This window comes from Catenulispora sp. EB89, from assembly GCF_041261445.1.
Taxonomy (GTDB): domain Bacteria; phylum Actinomycetota; class Actinomycetes; order Streptomycetales; family Catenulisporaceae; genus Catenulispora.
Map to the genome: position 1 here is coordinate 78,400 of NZ_JBGCCU010000036.1, position 24,306 is coordinate 102,705.

Consider the following 24,306-nt stretch of genomic DNA (forward strand, 5'->3'; position numbering starts at 1 on the left):
GCCGGCGGATCGCAGAGCCGCCTACCGTCCGACCGCGGTGACCGTCAGGTAGCGGCTCGTGCTTCGGAAGGCGCCGGTGTCCTCGTTGCCGTCCGTGAGGATCTGCAGGAGCTGCTTGTGCGCCTGTTCGGCCTGGCCGAGCCGCTCGAGAACTTCGAAGCCCGCGACCGCCAACGGATGGCTGTGGCGTTCGGCCTCCAGGTACGCCTCCGGCGACTCGGCGGTGAAGACGAGGTCGTGCTGCGCGACGGTGACGGTCATGTCGTGAGCGGCGAACAGGGTTCGCAGAGCGTCCTCGTCGTGCCAGGCGAAAGGCCTGGGCGGCGGCGGAGCGTCGAGCGCGCGCCGGATCAGGTCCGGCGCCACCGCGCTGAGCTGCCCGACCGCCCCGTGCCGGAGCCAGGAGCTGAACACGATCCGTCCCGCCGGCGCCAGGACCCGCACCATCTCCGCCACCGCGGCGTTCGCGTCGGCCGCGAAGATCACCGCGAAGTTGGACAGCACGGCGTCGAAGCTGTCGTCGGGTACCGGTAGCGAGGCGGCGTCGCCGGAGCGGAAACTCACGTCGAGCCCGTCCTCGCGGGCCAGGCCGCGGGCCACGTCGAGCAGCCGTTCGGCCGGATCCACCCCGGTGACCCGGGCCCCGAGGCGAGCCGCGATCAGCGCCGCGTTCCCGGTGCCGCACCCGATGTCCAGGACGCGCTCTCCCGGACCGACGCCGGCGGCGTCCACCACCGTCTGCGCGGCGGGCAGGAGCTGGGTCGCTGTCCGTTCGTACCGGCCGCGTCCCCAGTCCGGTGGGGTCTGTGCCGGCGGGGTTTGTGCCGACATGGTGGTGTTCACGGTGGTGCTGTCGCTTTCGGACATCATCGCTCCCTCATTTCGATACGCTGTAACGTAACAGTGTTACGGTATACTCGCAACATGGGCCGCCCCAGAGAACACGGCGAGAGCGTCGCCGCCGCACTGCTGGACTCCGCCGAGCGCATCGTGGACAGGACCGGGCCCGGCGGCCTGTCGGTGCGCGCGCTGGCCGACGACGCGGGAACCTCAACGCGTGCCGTCTACAGCCTGTTCGGCTCCAAGGACGGCCTGATCGCCGCTCTCGGTGCCCGGATGTTCGACCTGCTCGGAGCCGCCGTCGAGGCGCTGCCGACCACGCCCGACGCCGCCTTCGACCTGGTCGAGGCCGGGGTCACGGGATTTCGCGGTCTGGTGCTGGAGCATCCGGCGCTGTTCCGGCTCGGCGTGCAGCAGACCGAGGCCACGCCCGGGCAGCTGGTCGGGATCCGCGCGGCGGGGGACCGGGCCTGGCCCGTGCTCGAGGCCCGCGTGGCCCGGCTTCAGGAGCAAGGCCGACTGGGTGCGCGCAATGCGAACGGGGCCGCCACCGCCTTCCACGCACTCTGCGAAGGTCTGGCGGCCATGGAGATCCGCGGCGGGTTCCCGGCCGAGGTGGCCGAGCGGGTGTGGCGGGACGCGCTGACGGCGCTCGTCGACGGGTTCAACGTTCCTCGTTCCCCGTGAGACAGTCGGATCATGCGCTCCCTCGTCACGCCCCCGGCCCTCAAGTCCGGCGACCGCGTCGCCGTCGTCGCGCTCAGCGGGCCGCCCGGGCGCCAGGAACTGGACCTCGGGCTGGCGGCGCTGCGAAGCGTGGGGCTGCTGCCGGAGGTGTTCCCGTCGGCGCGGTCGGTGGGGCCGTACCCGTACCTGGCCGCCGACGACAAGGTGCGGGCCGAGGACCTGGCGCGGGCGCTGGGGGAGCCGGGGTTCGCGGCGGTGATCTGCGCACGCGGCGGATACGGGGTGCAGCGCGCGCTGGAGGCGCTGGACTGGGACGCGGTCGGGACGCCGGAGCCGCGGGTGGTGGTCGGGTTCTCGGACGTCACGGCACTGATCGAGGCGGTGCGCAGCCGGTTCGGGTGGACGGCGGTGTACGGGCCGATGGTGTCGAGCGTGATGTTCCGCTCCGGCGTGCCGTCGTTCGAAGGGCTGGCGCGGCTGCTGCTGACCCCGGAGAAGTGCACCGAGCTGGTGTTCCAGGACACGCGCGTGCTGGTGCCCGGCATCGCCGAGGGCCCGACCGTCGGCGGCACCGCGAGCCTGCTCGCCTCATCGCTGGCGACGCCGTTCTCCGTCCCGGCGCGCGACGGGATCTTGTTCCTGGAGGACGTCGGCGAGCAGCCGTACCGCCTCGACAGGGTCCTGACCCACCTGCGCCGCAGCGGCTACCTCGACGGCGTACGCGGCATCCTGTGCGGCACCTGGGACGACTGCGGCCCACTTGCCGAGGTCGAGGAACTGCTGGCCGACCGGCTCGGCGACCTCGGCGTGCCGGTGCTGCTCGGGGCCGACATCGGGCACGGGGTGTTCATGCAGTCGCTGCCGCTGGGGGTGCGGGCGCGGTTGGACACCGGGGCGGCGACGTTGACGTTTTTGGAGCCGCCGTTGGCTCCGGGGCGGTAAGACACCCCGCCCCGATCCGGGCGGATTCGTGGGGCCGTCGCAACGCGTGACTATGTGTTCAGAGGAGCATAGCCAGTCGTTGGGCGGGGGTCTGCCAGTCCAGGGTCTTGCGGGGTCGGCTGTTGAGTTCGGCGGCGACGGCCGCGAGGTGGTCTGGGCTGTGGACGGCTAGGTCGGTGCCTTTCGGGAAGTACTGGCGCAGCAGGCCGTTCGTGTTCTTGTTCGAGGCACGCTGCCACGGTTTGCCGGGGTCGCAGAAGTACACCGGGACGCCGGTGTCGATCGTGAACGCCTTGTGTCCGCCGAGTTCGGCGCCCTGGTCCCAGGTCAGCGACCGGACCGGATGAGCGGGCAAGGTCTGCACGGTCGCGGTCAGCGCGCATCGTCTCGGCGGTGCGGTCGGCGGGCGGGTGCACCAGCATGACGTACCGGGTGGAGCGCTCGACCAGGATCCCGGTCTGCGACTTCTGCCCCTTGCCGATGATCAGGTTGCTCTCCCGGTGGCCGGGGACCGCCCGGTCCTCCACTTCGGCGGCACGGTCGCAGACCATCACCATCGGGTCGGTGAACCGCGGCTGCCGCGTGCCGACCTGCCGACGCGGCCGGCGCCGGATCCGACCGGTGCGCAGCGCCTCGGCCAGCTCCCGGCGCAGCTCACCGCGACCCTGCACATACAACGCCTGATACACGGTCTCGATGGCCAGGTGCAGCTCAGGGCGGTCGGGGAACTCCATACACAGAGCCTCGCAGATCTGCTCCGGGCTCCACTTGCGGGCCAGGCCGGCCACCACGAACGCCCGCAGTTCCGGGAACACGTCGATCTTCCGGGGCTTGGGTCGGGGACGCCGGGACTCGGCCCGGGTCCGGGCCGACCGCGGGCGATACTGCCCGCTGGTCGGGTGCCGGTTGCGCCGGATCTCCGATCCACCCGAACCTCAAACCCCACAACAACCCTCCAACCAGGAGCGTTGCAACATTCACAAGAACCTAAGCGGGGGACTAACCACCCTCGTATGAATTATCCCGATTCGTCAACCGCCGAAGGAAGGGCCCCGGAGGGAAGTCCGCCCGATCGGAGCAGCGATGCGGCGGCGGACCACGTCAGCCCGCCGCCGCCCCGCCTCGCCCGCCCTACCGGTTCAGCACCGCGTCCTCGGCGTCGGTCAGAAGCCGCGAGCGGATCAGGAACCTGACCCCCTCCGGCGCCTCCAGCGAGAACCCGCCGCCGCGGCCCGGGACCACATCCACGGTCAGGTGGGTGTGGCGCCAGCGTTCGAACTGCTCGGCGCCCATCCAGAACGTCACCGGTTCCGTGATGCCCTCGACCGCCAGGCGTGCCAGCAGGACGTCGGAGGCCCCGGTGCGGAACTCGCCTTCCAGGTAGCACATCGGGGAGCTGCCGTCGCAGCAGCCGCCGGACTGGTGGAACATCAGCGGGCCGTGCGCCGTGTAGAGCTTGAGCATCATCGCCGCCGCGGCGTCGGTGACGGCCACCCGGGACGGCGCGCCGAGCCCGTCGCGCGGCGCCGGGCCGGCCGCGTCGCGGGTCGCCGCCGCGGTCGCGTTCGCCTCCGGCATCAGAAGAAGCCCATCGCCTTCGCCGAGTAGCTGACCAGCAGGTTCTTCGTCTGCTGGTAGTGCTCGAGCATCATCTTGTGGTTCTCGCGCCCGATGCCGGAGCTCTTGTAGCCGCCGAAGGCCGCGTGCGCCGGGTACAGGTGGTAGCAGTTGGTCCAGACGCGGCCGGCCTGGATCGCGCGGCCGGCGCGGTAGGCCGTGGTGCCGTCGCGGGTCCAGACCGCGGCGCCGAGCCCGTAGAGGGTGTCGTTGGCGATGCGGATCGCGTCGTCGTAGTGGTCGAACTGGGTCACGGCGACCACCGGGCCGAAGATCTCCTCCTGGAAGATGCGCATCGAGTTGTCGCCCTCGAACACCGTCGGCTGCACGTAGTACCCGCCGGACAGCTCGCCGCCGAGGTCCACGCGCTCGCCGCCGATCAGGATCTTGGCGCCCTCGCTCTGGCCGATCTCCAGGTAGGACAGGATCTTCTCCAGCTGGTCGTTGGAGGCCTGCGCGCCGACCATCGTCTCCGAATCCAGCGGGTTGCCCTGCTTCATGCGCTCGACGCGCGCGAGGCCGTCGGCGAGGAAGTCGCTGTAGTGGCCGCGCTGGATCAGGGCCCTGCTGGGGCAGGTGCAGACCTCGCCCTGGTTCAGGGCGAACATCGCGAAGCCCTCCTGCGCCTTGTCGTAGAAGTCGTCGCGGTTGCGGGAGACGTCGTTGAAGAAGATGTTCGGGCTCTTGCCGCCGAGCTCCAGAGTGACCGGCTTGATGTGCTCGGACGCGTACTGCATGATCAGCCGGCCGGTGGTGGTCTCGCCGGTGAAGGCCACCTTCGCCACTCGGCCGCTGGACGCCAGCGGCTTGCCGGCCTCGACGCCGAAGCCGTTGACGATGTTCACCACGCCCGGCGGCAGCAGGTCGGCTATCAGGCTCATGAGATAGTGCACGGACACCGGCGTCTGCTCGGCCGGCTTGAGCACCACGGCGTTGCCCGCGGCCAGCGCCGGGGCCAGCTTCCAGATCGCCATCAGGATCGGGAAGTTCCAGGGGATGATCTGCGCGACCACGCCCAGCGGCTCGTGGAAGTGGTAGGCGACGGTGTCCTCGTCGATCTCCGACAGGCCGCCCTCCTGCGCGCGGATCGCCCCGGCGAAGTAGCGCAGGTGGTCGATCGCGAGCGGGATGTCGGCGGCCAGCGTCTCGCGGATCGGCTTGCCGTTCTCGAACGACTCGGCCAGCGCCAGCCGGTCCACGTTCATCGCCATCCGGTCGGCGATCTTGTTCAGGATCTCGGCACGCGCGGCCGGCGAGGTACGGCCCCAGGCCGGCGCCGCGGCGTGCGCGGCGTCCAGGGCCCGCTCGACGTCGTCGGCGGTACCCCGCGCCACCTCGCAGAACGGCTGCCCGGTGATCGGCGTCGGGTTCTCGAAGTACTGCCCGCCGGCGGGTGCCACGTACTCCCCGCCGATCCAGTGGTCGTACCGGGGCTGGTAGCTCATCAGGGCGTCGGGCCGACCCGGCGCGAGGTACACGGTCATGGGGACCTCCCACGTTCGCCGGCGTTTTCGGGCGGTGCCGCCGGTGGCCGGCACGGAGGCACGCGCGTGACGCTAATGCGGATGTCAGGGCTGTTCACAGCGTTGTACGCGGATCTGCGTATTCGGTGGGTCGGGAGGTTTGCCGCGCCGACTACCCTGACCGCCGCACCCGGCGCACCCGGCGCACCACCGCCGCGTCCAGGCGCTTGACGGCCTTCGCGGTCAACCGCCACCCCCGGATCGCCCAGAGCCCGACGGCCCCCCAGACCCCGTCCGCCAGGACGATCCGGACGCTCTGCACCTGATTCGGGGACAACTGGTACTTGTTCTGTTCGGTGCCACGGAGCAGCGACAGCTCTGGAACGCCTCGTTCGGCGGTCATCGCCATTGCGGCGCGCGTGAGAGCGACGGACACATCGACGCGGGACCGCAGGCTCGGCAGATAGCTGTACAGATAGGCGCCGACCATGGACCGGCCGACGATCAGGAGGTCCGAGGCGACGTGTTCGACCTCGAGCGTCTCCTTGTTCTTCAGCGAGAACTCCGCGAGAACGGTCTGGAAGCCGGCGGTCTCGCCGGCCTCGGTCGAGGCTCGCAGCACCGCCGTGAGATGCCCTCTGAAACGCTCTGTCAGATGTTCCGAGTTGACCGAACGATCGGCCCACTGCCGGCGGTGCAGCTCGAGGAACCTGGCCACCGCGTCCTCGGACTCGTCCGCCGAAACCAGGCGGACCTCCAGGCCGACCCGGTCGAGCTCGCGCAGTCTCCGGCGCAACTGCTGCCGGATCTTGGTCGCCTCTATCGCCTCGACGTGCTCCTCCATCGGCACCCCGGGTAGGGACAAGCACACCGCGCCGGGGATCTCCGTCGTCCCGCCCGGCCAGTCGTTGCGGACCCGGGCCAGGACGCTGCCCGGCCGCACGTCGGGAAAGTCAAGGAGGTCGAAGCGCAGCTCGCTCCGGATCGCCGCGGCCAGCCGTCCGACGCTGGTCCGCGCGTCCGGCACGCCGTCGCCCGAGTCGTCGACCAGGACGTCGCAGAAGTCGGACTGCTCGACGCCCGCCGGCCGGAGCACCCGCCACAGCCGCTGCCTGGTGAGGACGAGCGCCGCGGCGGCGACCAGAACCCCCTGGTAGCGCACACAGACCAGACACAGGCGGCCGTTCGCCGGCCCGTACCACCGGCACCACGACGAGAGCCAGATCCTCGACTGGAACGGAGTCGCCGCTGAGGAGCGCCTGAACAAGTGGTCCCACTCGGTTGCCAGGTTGTCGAGTGCGTCGGCTCCCGAGATGACTTCCGCGGTCCAACCGGTGTCCCGCCTGGTCGATGCCGACATCAGATGCCCCGTGGTTTCAGCTGTGGATTGGTCTGCCAGCAACCGGCGGTCTTCCGCGACGATCACCGGCGCGCGTCAGATCCTAGTGCCCTTCCTCAGAAAATCGTTGAAGACGTAGGTTATCGGCCATCTGGCCTGTGACCCGACGGGGGTGGCGCGGCGCGGATATTCCGGCCGGGCTGGTAGCCGAGTCAGCGCTCGACCTGGCTCGCCTCCGCTTCCGACCGCGCGGAAAACCACGTGCGGACCGGCGGAAACCGCTGCTAGCCTCGCGATCCTTGTGCCGTCCGGCTGTGGGGATCGCCATCATGAATCCGCTTCGCGAGAAGCCGTTCCGCCGCTTCTTCATCGGTCAGTCGATCTCCGTGACCGGCGGCGCCGCGAGCCAGATCGCGCTGTTCTTCGCCGTCCTGCAGCTCACCGGCAGCCCGCGGGACCTGAGCATCGTCATCAGTGCCCAGATGCTGCCGACCGTCGCCCTGCTGCTGATCGGCGGCGGGATCGGCGACCGGCTCGGGCAGGCGCTGCTGCTGCGGGTCACGCACGTGGGGCTCGGGGTGACGCAGGGCGCGATGGCGTTCTGCATCCTCGCCAAGCAGCCGGTCGGCTACCTGATGGGCCTGGCGTTCGTGACCGGCGTGCTGTCGGCGTTCACCGGGCCGTCGCTGAGCGGGATCGTGCCGCAGCTGGTGGGCCCCGCCGGGCTGCAGAAGGCGAACTCGCTGCTGGCCAGCGTGGGCAACGCGGCCAAGGTGCTCGGACCGACGGTCGGCGGCGTGCTGGTCAGCACGGTCGGGGGCGGCTGGGCACTGGTCGCGGACTCGGCGTCGTTCTTCGTCGCGGGCGCGGTGTTCTGCTTCATCCCGGTGCAGGGCCGGCGGGTGCGCAGCGACCGGAAGCTGTTCACCGAGCTGCGCCAGGGCTGGACGTACTTCCGCTCGTCCTCCTGGATCTGGTCGATGACCGCCGCGTTCGCGGTCTCCGGCTTCCTGCAGATGGGCGCCGGGCAGGTGCTCGGGCTGGTGCTGGCCAAGCAGACGTTCGGCGCCGAAGGCTGGGGCGTGATCATCAGCTGCCGGGCGGCGGGGCAGCTCGTCATGAGTGTGCTGATGATCCGGACGAAGGTGCGGCGGCCGCTGCTGGTCGGGCAGCTGGCCATCACGCTGCAGGCGGTGCCGTACCTGCTGCTGGGCCTGAACGCGGGGGTGGCGGCGGTCGCCGCGGCGTCGTTCGTCGCGGGGTTCGGGATCACGTTCGCGTCCGTGGCCTGGGACACGTCGCTGCACACGTACGTCCCCAACGAGATGATGTCCCGCGTCGTGTCCTACGACCAGTTCGGCCGCGCCCTGGCCGTCCCGGCGGGGCAGCTGACGATCATCCCGATCGCCGACGCCTTCGGCGCGCGCCGCGTCATGTTCACCACCGGGATCCTGTTCGCGGCGGCGATGCTCGCACCGCTGCTGCTGTCCTCGGTGCGCGGGGTCGGGATCGGGGACCTCGAGGAGGAGCCCGATCCCGGTCCCGTAGTCGGAGCCCCGGCCTAGGCGGTCTGGGCCGGACGCTGTTGCCCAGCCGCCGACCTAGACGCTCGCGTACTCGTAGAACCCGCGCCCGGCCTTGCGGCCCAGGCGTCCGGCCTCGACCATGCGCAGCAGCAGCGCCGGCGGGGTGTACAGGGGCTCCTTGAACTCCTCGTACATCGCCTCGGCGGCCAGCTTCACCGTGTCCAGGCCGATCAGGTCCGACAGCGCCAGCGGGCCCATCGGGTGCGCGCAGCCCAGCACCATGCCGGAGTCGATGTCCTCGGCGGAGGCGAAGCCGCCCTCGGCCATCCGGATCGCGGCCAGCAGGTAGGGGATGAGCAGGGAGTTCACCACGAACCCGGCGCGGTCCTGGGCGACCACGGCCTGCTTGCCCAGCTGCTCGACGAAGGCCACGGCGCGGGCCTTGGTCTCGTCGCTGGTGGCCAGCGAGGGGATGACCTCGACCAGCTTCAGCACCGGGACCGGGTTGAAGAAGTGGACGCCGACCACGTTGTGCGGCCGGGTGGTGGCCGTGCCCAGGCGCATGATCGGGATGGAGGAGGTGTTGGAGGCCAGGATGGCGTCCTCGGGCAGGATCAGGTCCAGCTTGCCCAGCACCGCGGTCTTGACCGCCTCGACCTCGACCACGGCCTCCACCGCGAGCTGCCGGTCGGCGAACTCCTGCAGGTCCTCGGTGAAGCGGATCCGGCCCAGAGCCGCCTCGGCGTCGGCCTCGCTCATCTTGCCGGCCTTGACCGCGCGCTTGAGGGACACCGCGATGCGGTCGCGCCCGCGCTTGAGGCCCTCGGCGTTCTCGTCGGCGACGATCACGTCCAGCCCGCTGCGTGCGCAGACCTCCGCGATGCCCGCTCCCATCTGGCCGACCCCGACCACTCCGACTCGTTCGATCACCGATGCCTCCGGTTCAGGTGTTGCGGCTTGTGCAGCACTTGTGGTGCGTACCACAGGGTATCCGTGGCACCGAGTGTGGATAATCGAGGGTACCCAGTACCTTCAGCCTAGGAGCGAGCCATGGCCGCCGACTTCGACCTGTTCAAGGTCTCCGAGGAGCACGACCTGCTACGGGAGGCGGTGCGCTCGCTGTGCGAGGAGAAGATCCTGCCCTTCGCCGCCGAGGTCGACGAGCAGTCCCGCTTCCCCCAGGAGGCGCTGGACGCCCTGGTCTCCTCCGACCTGGCGGCCGTGCACGTGGCCGAGCAGTACGGCGGCCAGGGCGCCGACGCCCTCGCGACGTGCATCGTGATCGAGGAGGTCGCCCGGGTGTGCGCCAGCTCCTCGCTGATCCCGGCGGTGAACAAGCTGGGCTCGATGCCGGTGATCCTGTCCGGCTCGGAGGAGCTGAAGCAGAAGTACCTGACCCCGCTGGCGGCCGGCAGCGCGATGTTCTCCTACTGCCTGTCCGAGCCGGACGCGGGCTCCGACGCCGCCGGCATGAAGACGCGCGCCGAGCGTGACGGAGATCACTACATCCTCAACGGCGTGAAGCGCTGGATCACGAACGCCGGCGTGTCGGAGTTCTACACGGTCATGGCCGTCACCGACCCCGCAGCCCGCTCCAAGGGCATCTCGGCCTTCGTGGTCGAGAAGGGCGACGAGGGCGTCACCTTCGGCGCCCCGGAGAAGAAGCTGGGCATCAAGGGCTCCCCGACCCGCGAGGTCTACTTCGACAACGTCCGCATCCCCGCCGACCGCATGATCGGCGCCGAGGGCACGGGCTTCGCCACGGCGATGCGCACCCTGGACCACACCCGCGTGACGATCGCCGCGCAGGCCCTGGGCATCGCGCAGGGCGCACTGGACTACGCGTCGAACTACGTGAAGGAGCGCAAGCAGTTCGGCAAGGCCATCGCCGACTTCCAGGGCATCCAGTTCATGCTGGCGGACATGGCGATGAAGCTGACCGCGGCGCGCCAGCTGACGTACACCGCGGCGGCGAAGTCGGAGCGCGGAGACAGCGACCTGACGTACTTCGGAGCGGCGGCGAAGTGCTTCGCCTCGGACGTGGCGATGGAGGTCACGACGGACGCGGTGCAGCTGCTCGGCGGGTACGGGTACACGAAGGACTATCCGCTGGAGCGGATGATGCGGGATGCGAAGATCACGCAGATTTATGAGGGCACGAACCAGGTGCAGCGGATTGTGATGGCTCGGCAGGTGCTGAGCGGTAATGTGAACATCTGATTTCGCAGGTCAGGGGCGGTTTCTCGATATGGGCGCGAGGCTTGGGGAAACCGTCCCTGACGCATCGTCAGGGGCTCTGGTCCGTCACCGGTCCGTCAGAGGGCGGAAGGTGAAGTTGGCGAGTCGCGCTTCGCCGGCGGCCATCGAGATCCCGTGCGCGTCGGGCATCTGGTGCCCGTAGACGTCGAACGTGACCTTGGCGCTGGCGTGCCCCAGACCCGAGGAAACCGAGGTGAGAGGGACCAGCCGCCGAAGGCTATCGCTGGCGAAGTAGTGACGCCAAGCGTGCGGCTTATCTTTGTGCTGCTCCGCGCCGCCAGCTCCGTTAGATCTGCCACGCCTCGGAAGGTAACTGGTGGTACATGTCGTCGTTCGCGTCGGCTGGCAGGAAGACCGGCCGCGATATCAGCCGGTCGCCAGCCCGCTGCACGCAGACGACCATGCCGAGGCTGAAGGATCCGCATTCGGCTGCTGGCAGGTAGAACAACTCGCTGTGTGCCGGGCGTTGCTCGGCGCGCTCGAAGAGCCACTGCTCCACCTCGGAGGGAACCTGGCCGACGAGAGCGCGCCCCTCGAAGGACACCTGAGGACCGCGCAGTGCGTTTACTGAGATTCCGAACAGCTTGGGATCTTGCGGCCGGTAGTACAGCGTCAAGCCTGGATCTGGATACGACTCCCGGACCAGACCGTCGTGGGCGTTGCTTCGGCTAATTGTCGGGCGCTGCGCGCCGATCGAGGCTGCTACCTCCGCCGGGCTCATCTCGAACCGAAGCGGCCCCACGCTGACGTGAGGAACCAACGCCCACTGCGGCCGTTCATCCTCAGAAGCCACCTGCCACAGCTTTGCCATAGCCACACAGCCTAGAGCTTTCCGGCACTGCCACGTTCGAGATCGCCCCCGCCACGATCGGCGCCTTCGGGCACCGGCCGCCGGAGCATGAGCCTTTGCTGTGGTGGGAGCAGACCGCTCCCGTGACCAGGGCATCGGCAACGCGGGCCCGGCTGACCGCCGCACCACCTTGAAGACCCTGTACGACGCCTACGTGGCCTGCCCGTGGTCGTTCTGCGCCGTCAATGCCATCGTCCGCACGATCACCGCTGGCGGCCCGGTCACCGACTGGGATTCGGACACCGGGCAGGGCGACCAGCCGCAGCCGGTCAAGCCGGCGAACGTGCCGGCGCTGGATCGGATGCTTGCCTGGTGCAACCAGCGCGACGACATCCGCCAAGTGATACGCGGCGCGATCGTGGACCTGCTGGTCTTCGGCGACGCCTATCTGGAACTGGTGTGGGTCGGTAATCAGCCGGTGGCCCTGTACAACCTGGACTGCCCCAGCATCTATCCGATCGCCGACGCCCACGGCCACATATCCGGGTACGTGCAGGTCACCGAATACGGCCAACGCGCGACCTTCGAGACGCGAGAGGTCATTCACATCCCCCAGGCTCGGTCCGATCAGGTGAGCTTGCGCGCCAGCCGGGGTTCATGGCGCTGCGCGACGGCCAGTTGGTGGCGCAGGATCAGGATTTCGACCTTCTTCGCCGTCGTATCCCGGCTTGAAAGTCGGATCCAGGCGAAGATCCGGGTTGCCGGCAGATAGATCGATCGTAGCGCCGTGATCCAGCATCATCCCAGCTTGCAGGGGTGTTTTCGGCAGCGCGCCATCCTCACCGTGACCATCGCGTAGCGGTCAACCCGCAGGTTCAGCCAGATCCCGGTCTCGAACCCTTCGGCGTTTCCGGCACCGGCAAGTCCCACCTGCTCATCGCCCTGGGCTCGCAAGCCGCGATGGCGGGTTCCGGGTCCGCTACGCCCTGGCTGTGAAACTCGTCAACGAGCTGGTCGAGGCTGCCGACGAGAGATGCTGACTAAGACCATCGCCCGATACAGGCGTGTTGATCTCCTCGTGATCGACGAGCTCGGCTACCTGGAACTCGACCGCCGTGGGGCGGAGCTGCTGTTCCAGATTCTGACCGAGCGGGAGGAGAAGAACAGTGCTGCGATAGCAAGTAACAAATCTCTCAGTGGCTGGACAAAGACCTTCACCGACCCCCGGCTCTGCGGGGCGATCGTCGGCAGGCTCACGTTCAACGGCACCATCATCGAGACCGGCAGCCGGTCCTACCGGCTCGCCCACGCCAAGAACCGCAGGCCGCCGCTCCGACGGGTTGACCATCTCACCACCCGCGCAGGAACTCCCGAGCCTGTTCGGCGACCTGCACCATCTGCTCGCCGGCCTCAATCCAGGTCGACACCGATGCCTGCCAGGAGTCTGGCATCACCAACGAGTCACTCAGAGTCCACACCAGGCGCACATGGCCCCCGGAAGCGAACGTTGCAGCCAGACCCAAATGGTTGGTCCGCCACACCCGCTCTCCGTCCCAGCCGCGGAAGTCGGCGGCGAGCCCGCCGAGGAAGGTCGACAGATACTCCGTCTGCCAAGGATGGACCTCCACGCGTTCGAGACGGGCCTGGAGTCCGTCGGCCTGAGCCTCCATGCCGAACACCAACTCGTCGTCGCCGTGCGCCTCCGGAGCGAACAGACGCACACGGGTCGAGCGATGCTCCTGGCAGCGGATCACGATCTCCGAGGGCCCGCTGTGATCTTCGAGACGCATGCCTCCCGACGATAGCTGACCATCAGCCGCAGGACCGCGTCACATCGGCCCGACAAATGGGTTGGAGGCCTGCGACCCGACGACGGAGGCGGGGTCAGCTCGGACCAACATCCGGGGCCATCGCGAGACGCCCTGACAAACCATTCGATCTATAGGTGGGGCCCGCTCAAGACGTCCTGATGGGGCCACACGAGAACGTCAGAGCCAGTGAGGCGACTGGAGAAGACCGCGGGCTTCAGCCGCCTGACTTGATCAACAAGTAGTTGCCTCTATTCAAGCAGGTCAGAGCACATGCGCAATGGACTGCGCGCCGGACTTCTAATCCGATGGTCGAGGTCGAATCCTGCTGAGGGCACCGAAGCCGAACCCCAGCAAACCCGGCCGACCTGGGGTTTTACGTCTCCTCGACTCGATTACGTGACTGACTCGGTCGCCGAGCAGCAGGCGGCGTTTGGTCCGTTCTTCGGCCTGCCGATCTTCACGTGCGAGCACTACTAGGCCAACCGGCCAAGCAACTGGTGGAAGGCTCGCGGTACCCAATCGAGCTAGTCTTGCTGGTCCGGCTGCGGTCCGTGACTGGTCCGTCATGACATCGAAGAGGACCGAAACGACCAAAGACGCCAGAAGAGAGAACGGCAGTTCAGGTGGGCTGTCGGCGTCATACCTCGGTTTGTGGATCACGCAGATCTATGAGGGTACAAATCAGGTGCAGCGGATTGTGATGGCTTGGCAGGTGCTGGGTGGCGTGAGCATCTAGCTCAAGTTCTAGCTCAAGCTCTAGTTCCAGGCCGCGGCTTAGCGGCTGAGAACGGCACTGGTGACCACGCCTGGAATGGTGTGGTCACCAGCGCCGGTTCCGGAGCCAAGGGCGCTGCATGCAACGGTCACCTGCGCGACTTCGCTCACCACCTGGCGGGCGTTCGGCGGCCAGGCGAGCCAGGTGGACAGGGCTATCCCCGGCTCGGCCAGGGGTATCCAGGGCCAGCCTGGGAGTAGTCGGCGCGCGGAGTGTTCGATGAGGAGGACCGCGTCGGCGTGGGTGGCTTCGGCGCAGGCCAGGGCGTGCTCGGAGAACTGGGCGAAGTGCCAGAGGGGGGCTGCGCCCGCCTCGTGGGCGGCGAGGGCCAGGTGGTCGTCGACGGTTGGGACCTGGCCTCGGCCGTGGGCGAGGGTGCGGATGCCGTCGAGGTCGCGGAGGTGGCAGGCTGGTTGGGCGGCGAGGTGGTGGCCGGGGCGGACCGCGATGCCGAATGGGACGTCGAACAGGTGCTTGCCGGTGAGGTCGGCGCTCGGTTGTTCGCGCACGATGCCCAGGTCGAGGCGGCCTTCGCGGAGCATGTCCAGCTGGTCGGCGCTGCCGGTCTCGGTGAAGGTGATGGCTGCGTGCGGGACGTCGGTTCTCAGTGCGGCCAGTAGGCGGAGCAGCCATTCGGCGGTGAGTCCTTGGGGGATTCCCACGTGTACCGCCTCGCTTGCTGCGCCGGTCGCGGTGTGGACCATCTCCTTGGTGGCGTCGGCGAGCCGCAGCAGGACGAGTGCGTGGTGGTGCAGCGCGGCTCCGGCGTCGGTGACCTTCGTTCCGCTCGCGCTGCGCTCGAACAGCTGCGCGCCGACTTCGCGTTCGAGGTACCGGATCTGCCGGCTCAGCGCCGGCTGCGTGATGTGCAGCACGTCGGCCGCGCGGGAGAAGGAACCCTCGTCCACGACGGCCGCGAAATACCTCAGATGACGCAGTTCCACGGGGCTCTCTTTTCACCTCGATATGCCTGTAGAGCATATGGGCTCTGATCTGTTGGCATTGGACGGCCCCTGTCAAAGTCGATCTACTGGGCGGACATTGGCCGACAGTCCGTTCCTCGGGGAAGAGGTTGTCAGTGATCGATCACTATGACGTCATCGTCGCGGGTGGGGGATCTGCGGGTATAGCGGCGGCGATCGGGGCTCGGCGCGCGGGTGCCCGCGTCCTGCTCATCGAGCGCGGGCCCTGCCTGGGCGGCGCGGCGACGCTGCGCAATGTGGTGACCTACTGCGGCCTGTACACGCAGGACCTCAAGCAGGTCGTGTTCGGGGTCGCCGAGGAGATGCTGGCGGGGCTGCGCGAGCTCGGCGCGGTGACCGAGCCGCGCAAGTTCATGGCGGTGGCCGTCGTCTTCGATCCCGAGGGGGTCAAACGCGTCGCGGACGAGCTCTGTGAGCGCGCGGGGGTGGACGTGCTGCTGCACAGTCACATATGTGCCGCCGCCCGGGAGGGGGACCGGATCATCGGCGTGCAGGTCGCCGACCACTCCGGCATCCACGAGTACGGCGCCGACACGTTCGTCGACGCCACCGGCGAGGCCGACCTGGCACATCTGGGCGGTGCGGAGGTGCGCTACGGCAACGATGGCAAGGTGCTCAACGGCACCCTCGGCGTGCGGTTCGGGGGGATCCCGGCCGACGCGCCGATCACCCGCGCGTCGGTGTCCGCGGCGCTGCGTGCGGCCAAGGCGGCCGGGATGCCCGGGCTGACCGGGACCTCCGGGCTGATCGCGCGGATGCCGGTATCAGAGGACTTGATCACCTACATCGCCGACGAGGAGTACGACGCGCGCAGTGCCGCGGACACCAGCCGCGCCGAGCGCGGTGGGCGGGGTCAGGCGCAGGCCTGCCTCCGGGTCATCCGGACCATGCCCGGGGGAGGTTCGGCGTACATCGTGAGCACCGGACCCGAGCTGGGCACGCGCGAGTCGCGGCATGTGATCGGACGCTCTCAGCTCACTGAGAAGGAAGTGCTGGAACCCGGGCCGATGGGTGAGGCCGTGGCGCTGGGGGCGTGGCCGATCGAGTCGCACCCGGGGCCCGGGATGCCGCTGGAGTGGATCCACCTCGGCGAGCCGGGGTACTACGGCATCCCGCTGGACGTGCTGCGCAGCCGCAACACGGCGAACCTCTTCGCGGCGGGCCGGACCGTGGACGGCGATCGCGGCGCGGGCGCCTCGATGCGGGTGATGGGGACCGCCTTCGCGACTGGGCAGGCGGCCGGGGTGGCGGCGGCTTTCGCGGCGGGGGGTGCTGGGGGTGCTGGTGCTGATGTCGAGACGGCGGTTGTTCGCCGCGAGCTTGAGCGCCAGGGGGCGTGGCTGCCGGGCTGAGCGGCTGGCAGCGCTATTCGAGCGTTGATCCGCTGACCGCCGGCTGGCCGGATCCGAGGAAGAACACGCCGGGGTAGCCGTCGGTGGAGAACTTGTCGTTGACGTTGGCGCTCAGGGTGGAGTCGTGGATGGTCAGCGTGCCGGTGCGGTTGTTGCTGACGTAGAAGAGCGCGCCGCCGCCTTCGTTCGCGGTGTTGTGGTCGATGCGGGTGCCGGCGATCGTGACGGTGTAGTCGTCGCCGTCGGTGTAGATGGCGCCGCCGCTGCCGCCGCCGGGGGTGCCCGGCGCCGCGGGGTTGGCGCCGTTGCCGATGGCCTTGTTGTAGGACATGACACAGTTGATGACGTCCCAGGAGACGCCGATGCTGCTCAGGGCGCCGCCGTTGGAGCAGACGCCGCCTTGGCCCGGAGCGCCGCCGAAGGTGCTGTCGACGACGTAGACCGGCTGGTTCTGCCACTGTTCGAGGGCCCGCACCGCGGCGCCGCCGAGGTCGGGACCGGTGGAGTCGCAGCGGTTGGCCACAAAGCGGGCGTTGACGATCGCCAGCCGTCCGCCGCTGGCGAAGACCGCGCCGCCTCCGCCGCCGTAGGCCTGCTGGCCGGTGGAGTCGCCGTTAGCGAAAGTGATGTTCTGCAGCGTCAGCTGCGGGGTGGACTGGTTCTGGCAGTGCGACGTGATCCAGGTCTGCGCCTGGTCGCAGGTGTTCATGTAAAGGATGCGCCGCTGGCCGCCACCGCTGAGGGTGACCTTGCCGCCGCCGTCGAGGACGACGCGCTGGGAGGTGTTGACCACCTTGGCCGTGGCCGACATGGTGATCACGACCGGCGCGGGCCCGCAGGAGAAGGTGATGACCCCGCCTTTGGCGACGGCGGCGACCACGGCGGCGGACGTGCACCCGGCCGCGGTGCCGTCGCCGACGACGGTGGTGGGATGCGAGGTGTCGGCCGCCCGGGCGGCCAGCGGGACGGGAGCGTGGCCGTCGGGGTTGCCGAAGGACGGCGGCGGGACCGGGGTGGAGGCAGCCTCGGACGGGGTGGTCGCGGTGGGCTTGGCGCTCGTTGCCGATGGCGCGGAGGCGGCTGAGGACGGCGACGCGTGGGACGTCGTGGCGGCGCCGGCTGTGGGGGTGCGCGACGCGGACGGCGTCGGGTTCGCGGCCTGTGCCGAGGTGGTGGCGGTGGAACCGCAGGCCGCGGTGGCTATCGACACGGCGATGGCGATGGCGGCCAGCGCGTAGGAGGCTCGGAAGGGTGCTCGCGTGGAGGACACCAGCAGAGACTAGACCGGTGGGGGGTTCGCAGTCGGCTGATTCGCGAAAGGCTACGGTTCGCCGGCGGTGAGCGGCGCGGATGGGGTATGTGCAGTGACCGAGTGCACGCGTGGTCTTGCACGTGAAATGCCGGCGGTCGCCAGCGCAGCCTGGTGTGCGAGTCGGGTGTGGTGGCATTTTGTTAGGGCATTAACGCCCCTTATGCGTAGATATAGCACGCGCCACCGACACCGCAGGCCGCCAGTCGCCAGTCGCCAGCGCATCGCCGCAGAGACCTGAACCACCGCGCGGTCGTGTTCATGACAACCGGCGGCCGCCAACGTGACATGCGGCGCTCAACCGAACTGCGTCCCCCTGCGAGGTCACCAAACCTTAGGCGAAGCCGTAAAACCGCCTGTAAAGCCACAGACAAACCGCAACGTGCCCACCAGCCGCACTTACCGAACTACGACATCGCGCAGCGCCGGCGCCAGCCAGCGGTTGAGCAGCGCGCGCAGCCGCTCCTCGTCCTGCGGGGCGTTGCCGGGGTGCTGGAGGAACGAGGTGAGCAGGCGCATGATGACCTCGGCCAGGTCGTGCAGGTCGGGGTCGGTGAGGCCGGCGGCGGTCCAGTCGACGGCGAAGCGGCGCAGCATGCGGGCGCCGTAGGCGATGGTGGTTTCGGTGGTGGCGCCGCGGGCGAAGGCGTCGGAGTCGTCGAGGCGGAGCAGGAGGCTTACGCGGGGTTCGGCGGGGATGGTGCGGATGCAGAAGACCATGCCCTCGATCACGGCGTCGGCCGGGTCGGTGCGGCCCGCCAGGTGGGCGACGAGGCGGTCCACGAACGCGTCGGCGCCCTGGGCCGCGACCTCGGCGATGATGTCGCTGACGCGGGCGAAGTGGCGGTAGACGGTCTGGCGGGTGACGCCGAGCTCGGTGGCGACGTCGGACAGGGTCGTCTTGGTGACGCCGTATCGGTCCACGCAGCGCGCGGTCGCGTCGACGATCCGTTGCCGTGCCTCGGCCTCCGACGCTGGGGGCCGGCCGCCCCATCCGTGCTTCGCCACGATCTCAGGACTTTACCTGGTCGTCCGGCGTGCAGCGAGGATGACGCCGGTCGCGGCGGCCGCGCAGAGCGTGGCGTACCACAGGCTGCCGATCGGTGTTCCTGCGGAGGTGACGCCGTTGGTCGCGGTGAAGTAGGCGGGGAGTGCGACCAGCCACAGGGCTGCGAGGGTGGCCAGGTAGATCGCGGGATAGGTGCGGGCGAACAGTGGCGCGGGCGCGGGCGTTGGCGGGGGTGCCGGTGCCGGTGCCGGTGCCGCGTGGGTGCGGGGCGCGCGCCAGGAGTCGACGATCAGGGCGAGGCCGATGATCCAGACGATGGCGAGTCCGATGCTGATGATCGTCGTCTGGATGGTGAGGTGGCCGTGGCCTTGGAAGGCGCCTGCGGGTGCGCCGGCGATCAGCATCGCCAGGGGAGCGAGGGCGCCTGCGATGACGGATCGCCAGGCGACGCCGAAGCCACCGGTGCTGGCGCTGGGACTGGTGCTGGTCAGGCGGACGACCAGGTACGTCAGCGCCGCGAAGGACACCGAAGCGAACAAGAACATGCTGTTCATCGGCACCGAAGCCAGCGCAGGCTTATTGACCTTGGTATCCCCGGGATTCCAGGCCCACCAGCGCAGCTGCGGACCGAGCTGGTCGAAGATCTCGTAGAAGACCTGGCAGACGAATGCGACGGCCAGCGCGCCGACGAGGGCGCCGCGCCGTGCGAACACCCCCAGCGTGCGCACCAGTTCGTAGGCGAGCTGGGACAGCGCCGGATAGAAAGCCACGATGTAGAGCGGCAGCCGGTCGTACATGAACTGCACCGTGAACACGTTGTGCGAGAAGATGAACCCGACCTGCTTGTCCAGGCCGAACCAGCCGGGAAAGTACAACGGTGGCTCGATGACGGCCAGGTAGGCGACCGAGGCGAACCACAGCGTGAGGTTAGCCGGGTCGCCGTCGTGCCGCCACCGGCGCCACGCGTGCCAGAAGGCGAACACGGCGCCGCCGACGATGAGTAGTTCCAGGACCGGCATGGTGCCGTTGCTCAGGCTGAACGGGTTGCGGAAGGTCACGATCGGGTTGGCGTGGCGGCAGGAGAAGCCGAGGCCTTCGGCGATGCGCTCGGCGGTCGGATCGCAGGTCTGGTCCAACGCAGGTGCCTCCGCTTCTCAGGTCGCGTAATCGGTGTAGCCGGTGTAGTCCGTATAGTCCGTGGCTGGCGGATCCCGGTGTTGGTCGAACCCGCCGGGGATGACGGTGCGACCGAGCCGTTGCCGCAGCTTGTAACGCGCGACGCCGTACCAGAAGCGTGGATCCGCGGCGAGCCGGCGCAGCGACTTGTCGAGGTTGAAGACCTCCGCGAACGTGCGCTCGACGTAGGCGTCCTCGCGGCTGGCGGCGTTGATGGCGTTGAAGAGCGGCCAACTCAGGCGCGCGGCTATTCGTCGACGCCAGCGCGGAGGGAGCTCCGTTCCGGTGGCGAAGTCGTAGGCCTGGTCGCGTGCCATCGCCAGCATCCACGGCACGGCCAGGGACCTCTTCTGGCGGGTGAGGAACTTGCGGAAGAACGCGGCGTCGCAGACGTCGTATTCGCGCAGCATGTCGCCGAGGATCAGCGCCGAGCGGGCCGCGGAGCTCATGCCCTGGGCGTAGAACGGGTTGAACGCGCAGATCGAGTCGCCGATGCAGACCAGGCCGGTCGGTGGGGTGTCGAGGAGGTCGAAGCGGCGCCACTTGTTGCCGGTCGAGCGCGTCAGGTGCACCGGCGAGGTCGGCGTGCAGGCCCTGGCGGCCGCGCCGAAGGCGGTGGCGCGTACTCGGTCCGCCGCCGATTCGAACGCTTCGACGTCGCGCGGCATGGGGATGCCCCACGAGCCCAGGCAGACGATGGCCCGATCGCCCTCGATCGGGAAGAAGTTGCTCAGGAAGTCGTGCTCGGCGGGGTGGTTGTCAGGGTTCTGGGTCGGGGTGATGATCAGGTGCTTCCACCACCAGGCGGTGGGGCGTTGGGCCGTCGGCGGGAGGTCGTACCAGCGGGAGGTGTAGGTGACCTTGGCGTCGAGGGTCTTCTCCGGCGGCGTGGGCCAGCCGTCGGCGGCGAGCCAGTCGACGGTCGACGAGCCGCGGCCGAGGGCGTCGACGACCAGGTCGGCTGGTATTCGGGTGACGTCGCCATCGGCGGTGCGGTGTTCGACTCCGGTGATGTGTCCGGTCGGGGTGCCTCCGTCGACGGAGAGCAGACCGGTGACCGTCGTGCCTTCGCGGAGTTCGATGGCGGGGAACCGGCGGGCCATGTCGCGCAGGACGCGTTCGATCAGTACTCGGGAGCTGTAGACCATCGTCATGGAGCCGCGTTTGCGGGGTGCCCAGCCGTCGTTCTCGCAGTAGGCGGCGTCCATGGACGGCATCAGCAGCATTCCGCCGGCCGCGATCAGGGCGTCTTCGAAGCCTGGGAAGATCTCGCCGATCGCGCGGCGGCCGGAGTTGAGGAGGAAATGCGGGTGCTTGCTCTGGGGGACGCCGCGTCGGTGCTCTGCGTTCGGCGGTAGTTGGTCCCGTTCCAGAACGATCACTTTCTCGAAGTGGCGGGCGAGTACTCCTGCGGCGCAGAGCCCTGCGATGCTGCCGCCCGCCACGACCGCTGTGCCTCTGTTCATTGCTGCCATCCATTCATACAGATAATGTGTGAATGTATGAATGGATGTGTGAGGAGTCAAGGGATGCCGCGACTGGGGGAGTTGTCGTTCGCCGAGCGTCTGGTTGACGATGTCAGGTGCCGTTGGATGCTGAGCTTGGGGGACGAGTGTGATCGACGCGGTGCTGCCGGCCGATGTGGTTTCGGTCGAGACGTACGGTGACGCCGACGACCTGTTTCCGGAGGAGGCCGCGCTGGTCGCCCGGGCGGTCGAGAAGCGGCGGCGGGAGTTCGCGTCGGCGCGCTGGTGCGCGCACAAGGCGCTGGCCGAGTTGGGCTGCGCGGCCGGGCCGATCCTGGCGGGGCCGAAGCACGAGCCGTTGTGGCCCGAGGGCGTCATCGGCAGCCTGACGCACTGCGACGGCTACCGCGCCGCGGCGGTGGCGCGCGCCGGGCGGCTGGCGGCGGTCGGGATCGACGCGGAGCCGCACTCGACGCTGCCGGACGGGGTGCTGGAGGTCGTGGCGCGGCCGGAGGAGATCCCGGCGCTGGCGGAGCTGCGCTCGCGGCATCCGGCGACGCACTGGGACAAGGTGATGTTCAGCGCGAAGGAGTCGGTCTACAAAGCCTGGTTCCCGCTGGCGCGGCGGTGGCTGGACTTCCAGGACGCGACGGTGCGGTTCGAGCCGGTCGCGCGGACTTTCGTGGCGGAGCTGGAGCAGGTCGGGCCGGAGGTCGGGGGAGTGGCGCTGACGCGGATGCGGGGGCGGTTCGCGGTGGAGGGCGGGTTCGTGGTGACGGCGGTTGTCGTGGAGGGATAGGGCCTCGCTGAGCTAGGCCGCACCTCAGTCCGCGAACATCTCGATCAGCTCCAGCGGCGTCGGCCGCAGCCGCATCTCGTCGCGGGCCGCGCGGGCTGCCTTCGGGTACGAGGCGTCGGTCAGCAGGTCGTCGACTGCTTTGCGGAGCGCGGGGGCGTCGGCGAGGTGGCCCGGCAGGTGGATGCCGGTGCCGGCGGTGGCGACGCGGTTCGCTGATGCCGCTTGTTCGGAGGCGAAGGTCGGTAGCAGTTGCGGTACGCCGGCCCACAGCGCCGTCAGGGTGCTGCCGGCGCCGCCGTGGTGGATGGCCGCGGTGCAGGACGGCAGGATCAGGCGTAGGGGCAGGCGTTCGAAGACGCGGACGTTCGGCGGCATCGGGCCCAGGTCCGCCACGTCCTGGGGGGTCGCGGTGAGGATCACGTCGGCGTCGAGCCCGGCCAGGCCGTCGAGGGCATCGAGGGCATCGAGGGCATCGAGGGCGCGGGCGATCTCCGGCAGCAGGAACGCCGGCGGGCCGATCATCGTGCGCAGGGCCGTCGACCAGGTGACGCAGATGCGGGGCCGGTCGGTGGGGTCGAGGGTCCAGCGCGGTGCCGGGAAGCTTCCGTTGTAGGGCACGTACTGCACCGGCCAGCGCTCGGCGGTTCCGATCGGCGGCGCTACGGCGCTGGGGCAGGGGTCGATGACCGCGGCGATCGTGCCGGGGTCGAAGGGGCCCAGGCCGTAGCGCGGGAAGGAGCCGCTGATGTCCTCGGGCACGATGCGCATGTGCGCGGGCTCGGCGGGGCCGACCGCTCCCCACAGCACCATCGCCGTGCGGGCGCCGGTGACGCGGCCGGCGAGGGCGCCCTCCAGGTTCGCGGGGTCGTGCAGGACGACGTCCGGCTTGAACGCCGTGGCGTAGTCGACGGCGGCGTCGAAGCTCGCCGCGGCCCGGGCGGCGATGCCGGGGAGTCGGCGTTCGCGGAACTCCTCGACCGAGAAGTCGTCGAGGCTGTCGATGCGGGCGCCGGTCAGCGGGTGCCGGGGCAGCCAGGGGTACGGCCAGATCCCGTCCAGGGCCTCGGCGAAGTACTGCACCCGCAGCCGTACCTCGTCCGAGGGGCTGTCCAGCACCGGCACCGGGGTCAGCCCGGCCCCGCTCAGCGCCGGCACCTGCGGCGGCGTGCACAAGACCCGCACGTCGTGCCCGGCGGCCTGCAGCGCCCAGCCGAAGGGCACCATCGCGGAATAGTGAGTCGGCCACGACGAGACCGCGAACAAGACCCTCAAGACGCCTCCCGGAAGCGAGCTCATGCCTTGTCCAAAGGTAGGCAGAGCACTGAGACCTCGGCCATGGTGAGTGCAGCCGCTCAGCGTGTCCCGCCGACGAGACAGAGCCCAGGGAGGACCCCATGTTCGTACCCGGTCACTATCGTGCGCCCGATGCCTCATGGATGATCGAAGTCCTCCATGACAACCCCCTGGCGCTGGTGACGACCAACGGCCCGGCCGGCGGCGTCCCGTACGCCACCCACCTGCCCGCCATCCCGGAATCGCTCGCCGCCGACGCCGCCGACCTGGCCGGCAGCGTCCTGCTGGGCCACCTGAACCGGGAGAACCCGCACTGGGAGGCGTTGGAGGACGGCGGCGCCGTGCTCCTGACGTTCACCGGGCCGCACGGCTACGTCACGCCGACCACCTACGACTACACCCCGGCCGCGCCGACCTGGAACTTCACCTCGGTGCACGTGCGCGGCACGGTGCGCAAGATCGACACGATCGAGGAGACGCTCGACGTCGTGAAGGCGACAGTGCGGGCCTTCGAGGCGCGCTTCGGCAGCCAGTGGGACATGGCCGAGTCGGTGGAGTACTTCCGCCGCATCGTGCCCGCCGTCGGCGCCTTCCGCGTCGAGGTGACCGGCGCCGAGGGGATGTTCAAGCTGAGCCAGGAGCAGAGCGATCCGGTCCGGGCCCGGGTCGAGCAGTCGTTCCGCGCGCACGCGGACACCCGCTGCCAGGCGGTGGGGGACTTGATGAATCGGCTCGCCTGATCGGGGCTGGAGTCGGAGCTACGGCCGGAGCTAAGCTTGTCGTTTAACCTTTTCGGCGGGGTTTGGTGCCCTTCTTGTGGTGTTCGGGTCTGGCGTAGGCCTCGCCGGTCGCAAGGACCCGGCCGACGTC

General features: G+C 69.4%; 21 protein-coding genes and 2 pseudogenes. 9 read left to right on the forward strand and 14 right to left on the reverse strand.

Annotated elements, in window-relative coordinates:
* Positions 1-21: 21 nt before the first annotated feature.
* Positions 22-867: a class I SAM-dependent methyltransferase gene (locus tag ABH920_RS45195; protein WP_370355527.1), complete on the reverse strand. Its 846-nt coding sequence runs from the start codon at positions 865-867 to the stop codon at positions 22-24.
* A 57-nt stretch (positions 868-924) separates the two neighbouring features.
* On the opposite strand from ABH920_RS45195, the gene ABH920_RS45200 reads away from it, so the two are divergent.
* Positions 925-1,527 (forward strand): TetR/AcrR family transcriptional regulator, encoded by a 603-nt coding sequence (locus ABH920_RS45200; protein ID WP_370355528.1) that lies wholly within the window; start codon positions 925-927, stop codon positions 1,525-1,527.
* 12 nt (positions 1,528-1,539) lie between these two features.
* The gene (locus tag ABH920_RS45205; protein WP_370355529.1) at positions 1,540-2,469 is read left to right on the forward strand and encodes an LD-carboxypeptidase; all 930 of its coding nucleotides are present in this window, start codon (positions 1,540-1,542) and stop codon (positions 2,467-2,469) included.
* 58 nt (positions 2,470-2,527) lie between these two features.
* On the opposite strand, the pseudogene ABH920_RS45210 reads toward ABH920_RS45205, so the two are convergent.
* The 4 genes and pseudogenes from ABH920_RS45210 to ABH920_RS45225 form a co-directional block, all read right to left on the reverse strand.
* Positions 2,528-3,389: pseudogene (locus ABH920_RS45210) on the reverse strand (IS30 family transposase); the annotation flags it as partial.
* A 211-nt stretch (positions 3,390-3,600) separates the two neighbouring features.
* Positions 3,601-3,936 (reverse strand): DUF779 domain-containing protein, encoded by a 336-nt coding sequence (locus ABH920_RS45215; protein WP_370355549.1) that lies wholly within the window; start codon positions 3,934-3,936, stop codon positions 3,601-3,603.
* Between the two features lie 110 nt (positions 3,937-4,046).
* Positions 4,047-5,570: an aldehyde dehydrogenase family protein gene (locus tag ABH920_RS45220; protein ID WP_370355530.1), complete on the reverse strand. Its 1,524-nt coding sequence runs from the start codon at positions 5,568-5,570 to the stop codon at positions 4,047-4,049.
* A gap of 151 nt (positions 5,571-5,721) precedes the next feature.
* Positions 5,722-6,909 carry a GNAT family N-acetyltransferase gene (locus ABH920_RS45225; protein ID WP_370355531.1) on the reverse strand — a complete coding sequence of 396 codons (1,188 nt, stop codon included), beginning with the start codon at positions 6,907-6,909 and terminating at the stop codon, positions 5,722-5,724.
* Between the two features lie 308 nt (positions 6,910-7,217).
* Here ABH920_RS45225 and ABH920_RS45230 point away from each other — a divergent pair, with 308 nt between their 5' ends.
* Positions 7,218-8,453, forward strand: a complete 1,236-nt coding sequence (locus ABH920_RS45230) for an MFS transporter (protein WP_370355532.1) — start codon at positions 7,218-7,220, stop codon at positions 8,451-8,453.
* Positions 8,454-8,489: 36 nt separating this feature from the next.
* Here the strand turns inward: ABH920_RS45230 and ABH920_RS45235 are convergent, their stop codons facing one another.
* Positions 8,490-9,344 (reverse strand): 3-hydroxybutyryl-CoA dehydrogenase, encoded by an 855-nt coding sequence (locus ABH920_RS45235; protein ID WP_370355533.1) that lies wholly within the window; start codon positions 9,342-9,344, stop codon positions 8,490-8,492.
* Between the two features lie 120 nt (positions 9,345-9,464).
* Between ABH920_RS45235 and ABH920_RS45240 the strand changes: the two genes are divergently transcribed.
* The gene (locus ABH920_RS45240) at positions 9,465-10,634 is read left to right on the forward strand and encodes an acyl-CoA dehydrogenase (protein ID WP_370355534.1); all 1,170 of its coding nucleotides are present in this window, start codon (positions 9,465-9,467) and stop codon (positions 10,632-10,634) included.
* 325 nt (positions 10,635-10,959) lie between these two features.
* Here ABH920_RS45240 and ABH920_RS45245 read toward each other — a convergent pair whose 3' ends face one another.
* Positions 10,960-11,484 carry a hypothetical protein gene (locus ABH920_RS45245; RefSeq protein WP_370355535.1) on the reverse strand — a complete coding sequence of 175 codons (525 nt, stop codon included), beginning with the start codon at positions 11,482-11,484 and terminating at the stop codon, positions 10,960-10,962.
* Positions 11,485-11,584: 100 nt separating this feature from the next.
* Between ABH920_RS45245 and ABH920_RS45250 the strand changes: the two genes are divergently transcribed.
* Positions 11,585-12,235, forward strand: a complete 651-nt coding sequence (locus ABH920_RS45250) for a hypothetical protein (protein WP_370355536.1) — start codon at positions 11,585-11,587, stop codon at positions 12,233-12,235.
* 131 nt (positions 12,236-12,366) lie between these two features.
* A pseudogene (locus ABH920_RS45255) lies at positions 12,367-12,784 on the forward strand (ATP-binding protein); the annotation flags it as partial.
* A 28-nt stretch (positions 12,785-12,812) separates the two neighbouring features.
* Here the strand turns inward: ABH920_RS45255 and ABH920_RS45260 are convergent.
* Together ABH920_RS45260 and ABH920_RS45265 are read right to left on the reverse strand one after the other, a co-directional pair.
* Positions 12,813-13,253: a DUF6228 family protein gene (locus ABH920_RS45260; RefSeq protein ID WP_370355537.1), complete on the reverse strand. Its 441-nt coding sequence runs from the start codon at positions 13,251-13,253 to the stop codon at positions 12,813-12,815.
* A gap of 795 nt (positions 13,254-14,048) precedes the next feature.
* Positions 14,049-14,993, reverse strand: a complete 945-nt coding sequence (locus tag ABH920_RS45265) for a LysR family transcriptional regulator (RefSeq protein WP_370355538.1) — start codon at positions 14,991-14,993, stop codon at positions 14,049-14,051.
* Between the two features lie 134 nt (positions 14,994-15,127).
* On the opposite strand from ABH920_RS45265, the gene ABH920_RS45270 reads away from it, so the two are divergent.
* The gene (locus ABH920_RS45270; protein WP_370355539.1) at positions 15,128-16,384 is read left to right on the forward strand and encodes an FAD-dependent oxidoreductase; all 1,257 of its coding nucleotides are present in this window, start codon (positions 15,128-15,130) and stop codon (positions 16,382-16,384) included.
* Positions 16,385-16,397: 13 nt separating this feature from the next.
* On the opposite strand, the gene ABH920_RS45275 is transcribed toward ABH920_RS45270, so the two are convergent.
* From ABH920_RS45275 to ABH920_RS45290, 4 genes are all read right to left on the reverse strand, one after another.
* Complete coding sequence (locus tag ABH920_RS45275; protein ID WP_370355540.1) at positions 16,398-17,654, reverse strand: hypothetical protein; 1,257 nt, start codon at positions 17,652-17,654, stop codon at positions 16,398-16,400.
* Positions 17,655-18,092: 438 nt separating this feature from the next.
* Positions 18,093-18,701 (reverse strand): TetR/AcrR family transcriptional regulator, encoded by a 609-nt coding sequence (locus tag ABH920_RS45280; protein ID WP_370355541.1) that lies wholly within the window; start codon positions 18,699-18,701, stop codon positions 18,093-18,095.
* A gap of 12 nt (positions 18,702-18,713) precedes the next feature.
* Entirely contained in the window at positions 18,714-19,838 is a 1,125-nt protein-coding gene (locus ABH920_RS45285; protein WP_370355542.1) for a hypothetical protein, read from the reverse strand.
* Between the two features lie 18 nt (positions 19,839-19,856).
* Entirely contained in the window at positions 19,857-21,344 is a 1,488-nt protein-coding gene (locus ABH920_RS45290) for an FAD-dependent oxidoreductase (RefSeq protein ID WP_370355543.1), read from the reverse strand.
* Between the two features lie 148 nt (positions 21,345-21,492).
* On the opposite strand from ABH920_RS45290, the gene ABH920_RS45295 reads away from it, so the two are divergent.
* Positions 21,493-22,143 (forward strand): 4'-phosphopantetheinyl transferase, encoded by a 651-nt coding sequence (locus ABH920_RS45295; RefSeq protein WP_370355544.1) that lies wholly within the window; start codon positions 21,493-21,495, stop codon positions 22,141-22,143.
* A gap of 24 nt (positions 22,144-22,167) precedes the next feature.
* Here ABH920_RS45295 and ABH920_RS45300 read toward each other — a convergent pair whose 3' ends face one another.
* Positions 22,168-23,415, reverse strand: coding sequence for a nucleotide disphospho-sugar-binding domain-containing protein (locus tag ABH920_RS45300; protein ID WP_370355545.1), 1,248 nt, complete (start codon positions 23,413-23,415; stop codon positions 22,168-22,170).
* Between the two features lie 122 nt (positions 23,416-23,537).
* On the opposite strand from ABH920_RS45300, the gene ABH920_RS45305 reads away from it, so the two are divergent.
* Positions 23,538-24,176, forward strand: a complete 639-nt coding sequence (locus tag ABH920_RS45305) for an FMN-binding negative transcriptional regulator (RefSeq protein ID WP_370355546.1) — start codon at positions 23,538-23,540, stop codon at positions 24,174-24,176.
* Positions 24,177-24,306: the final 130 nt, after the last annotated feature.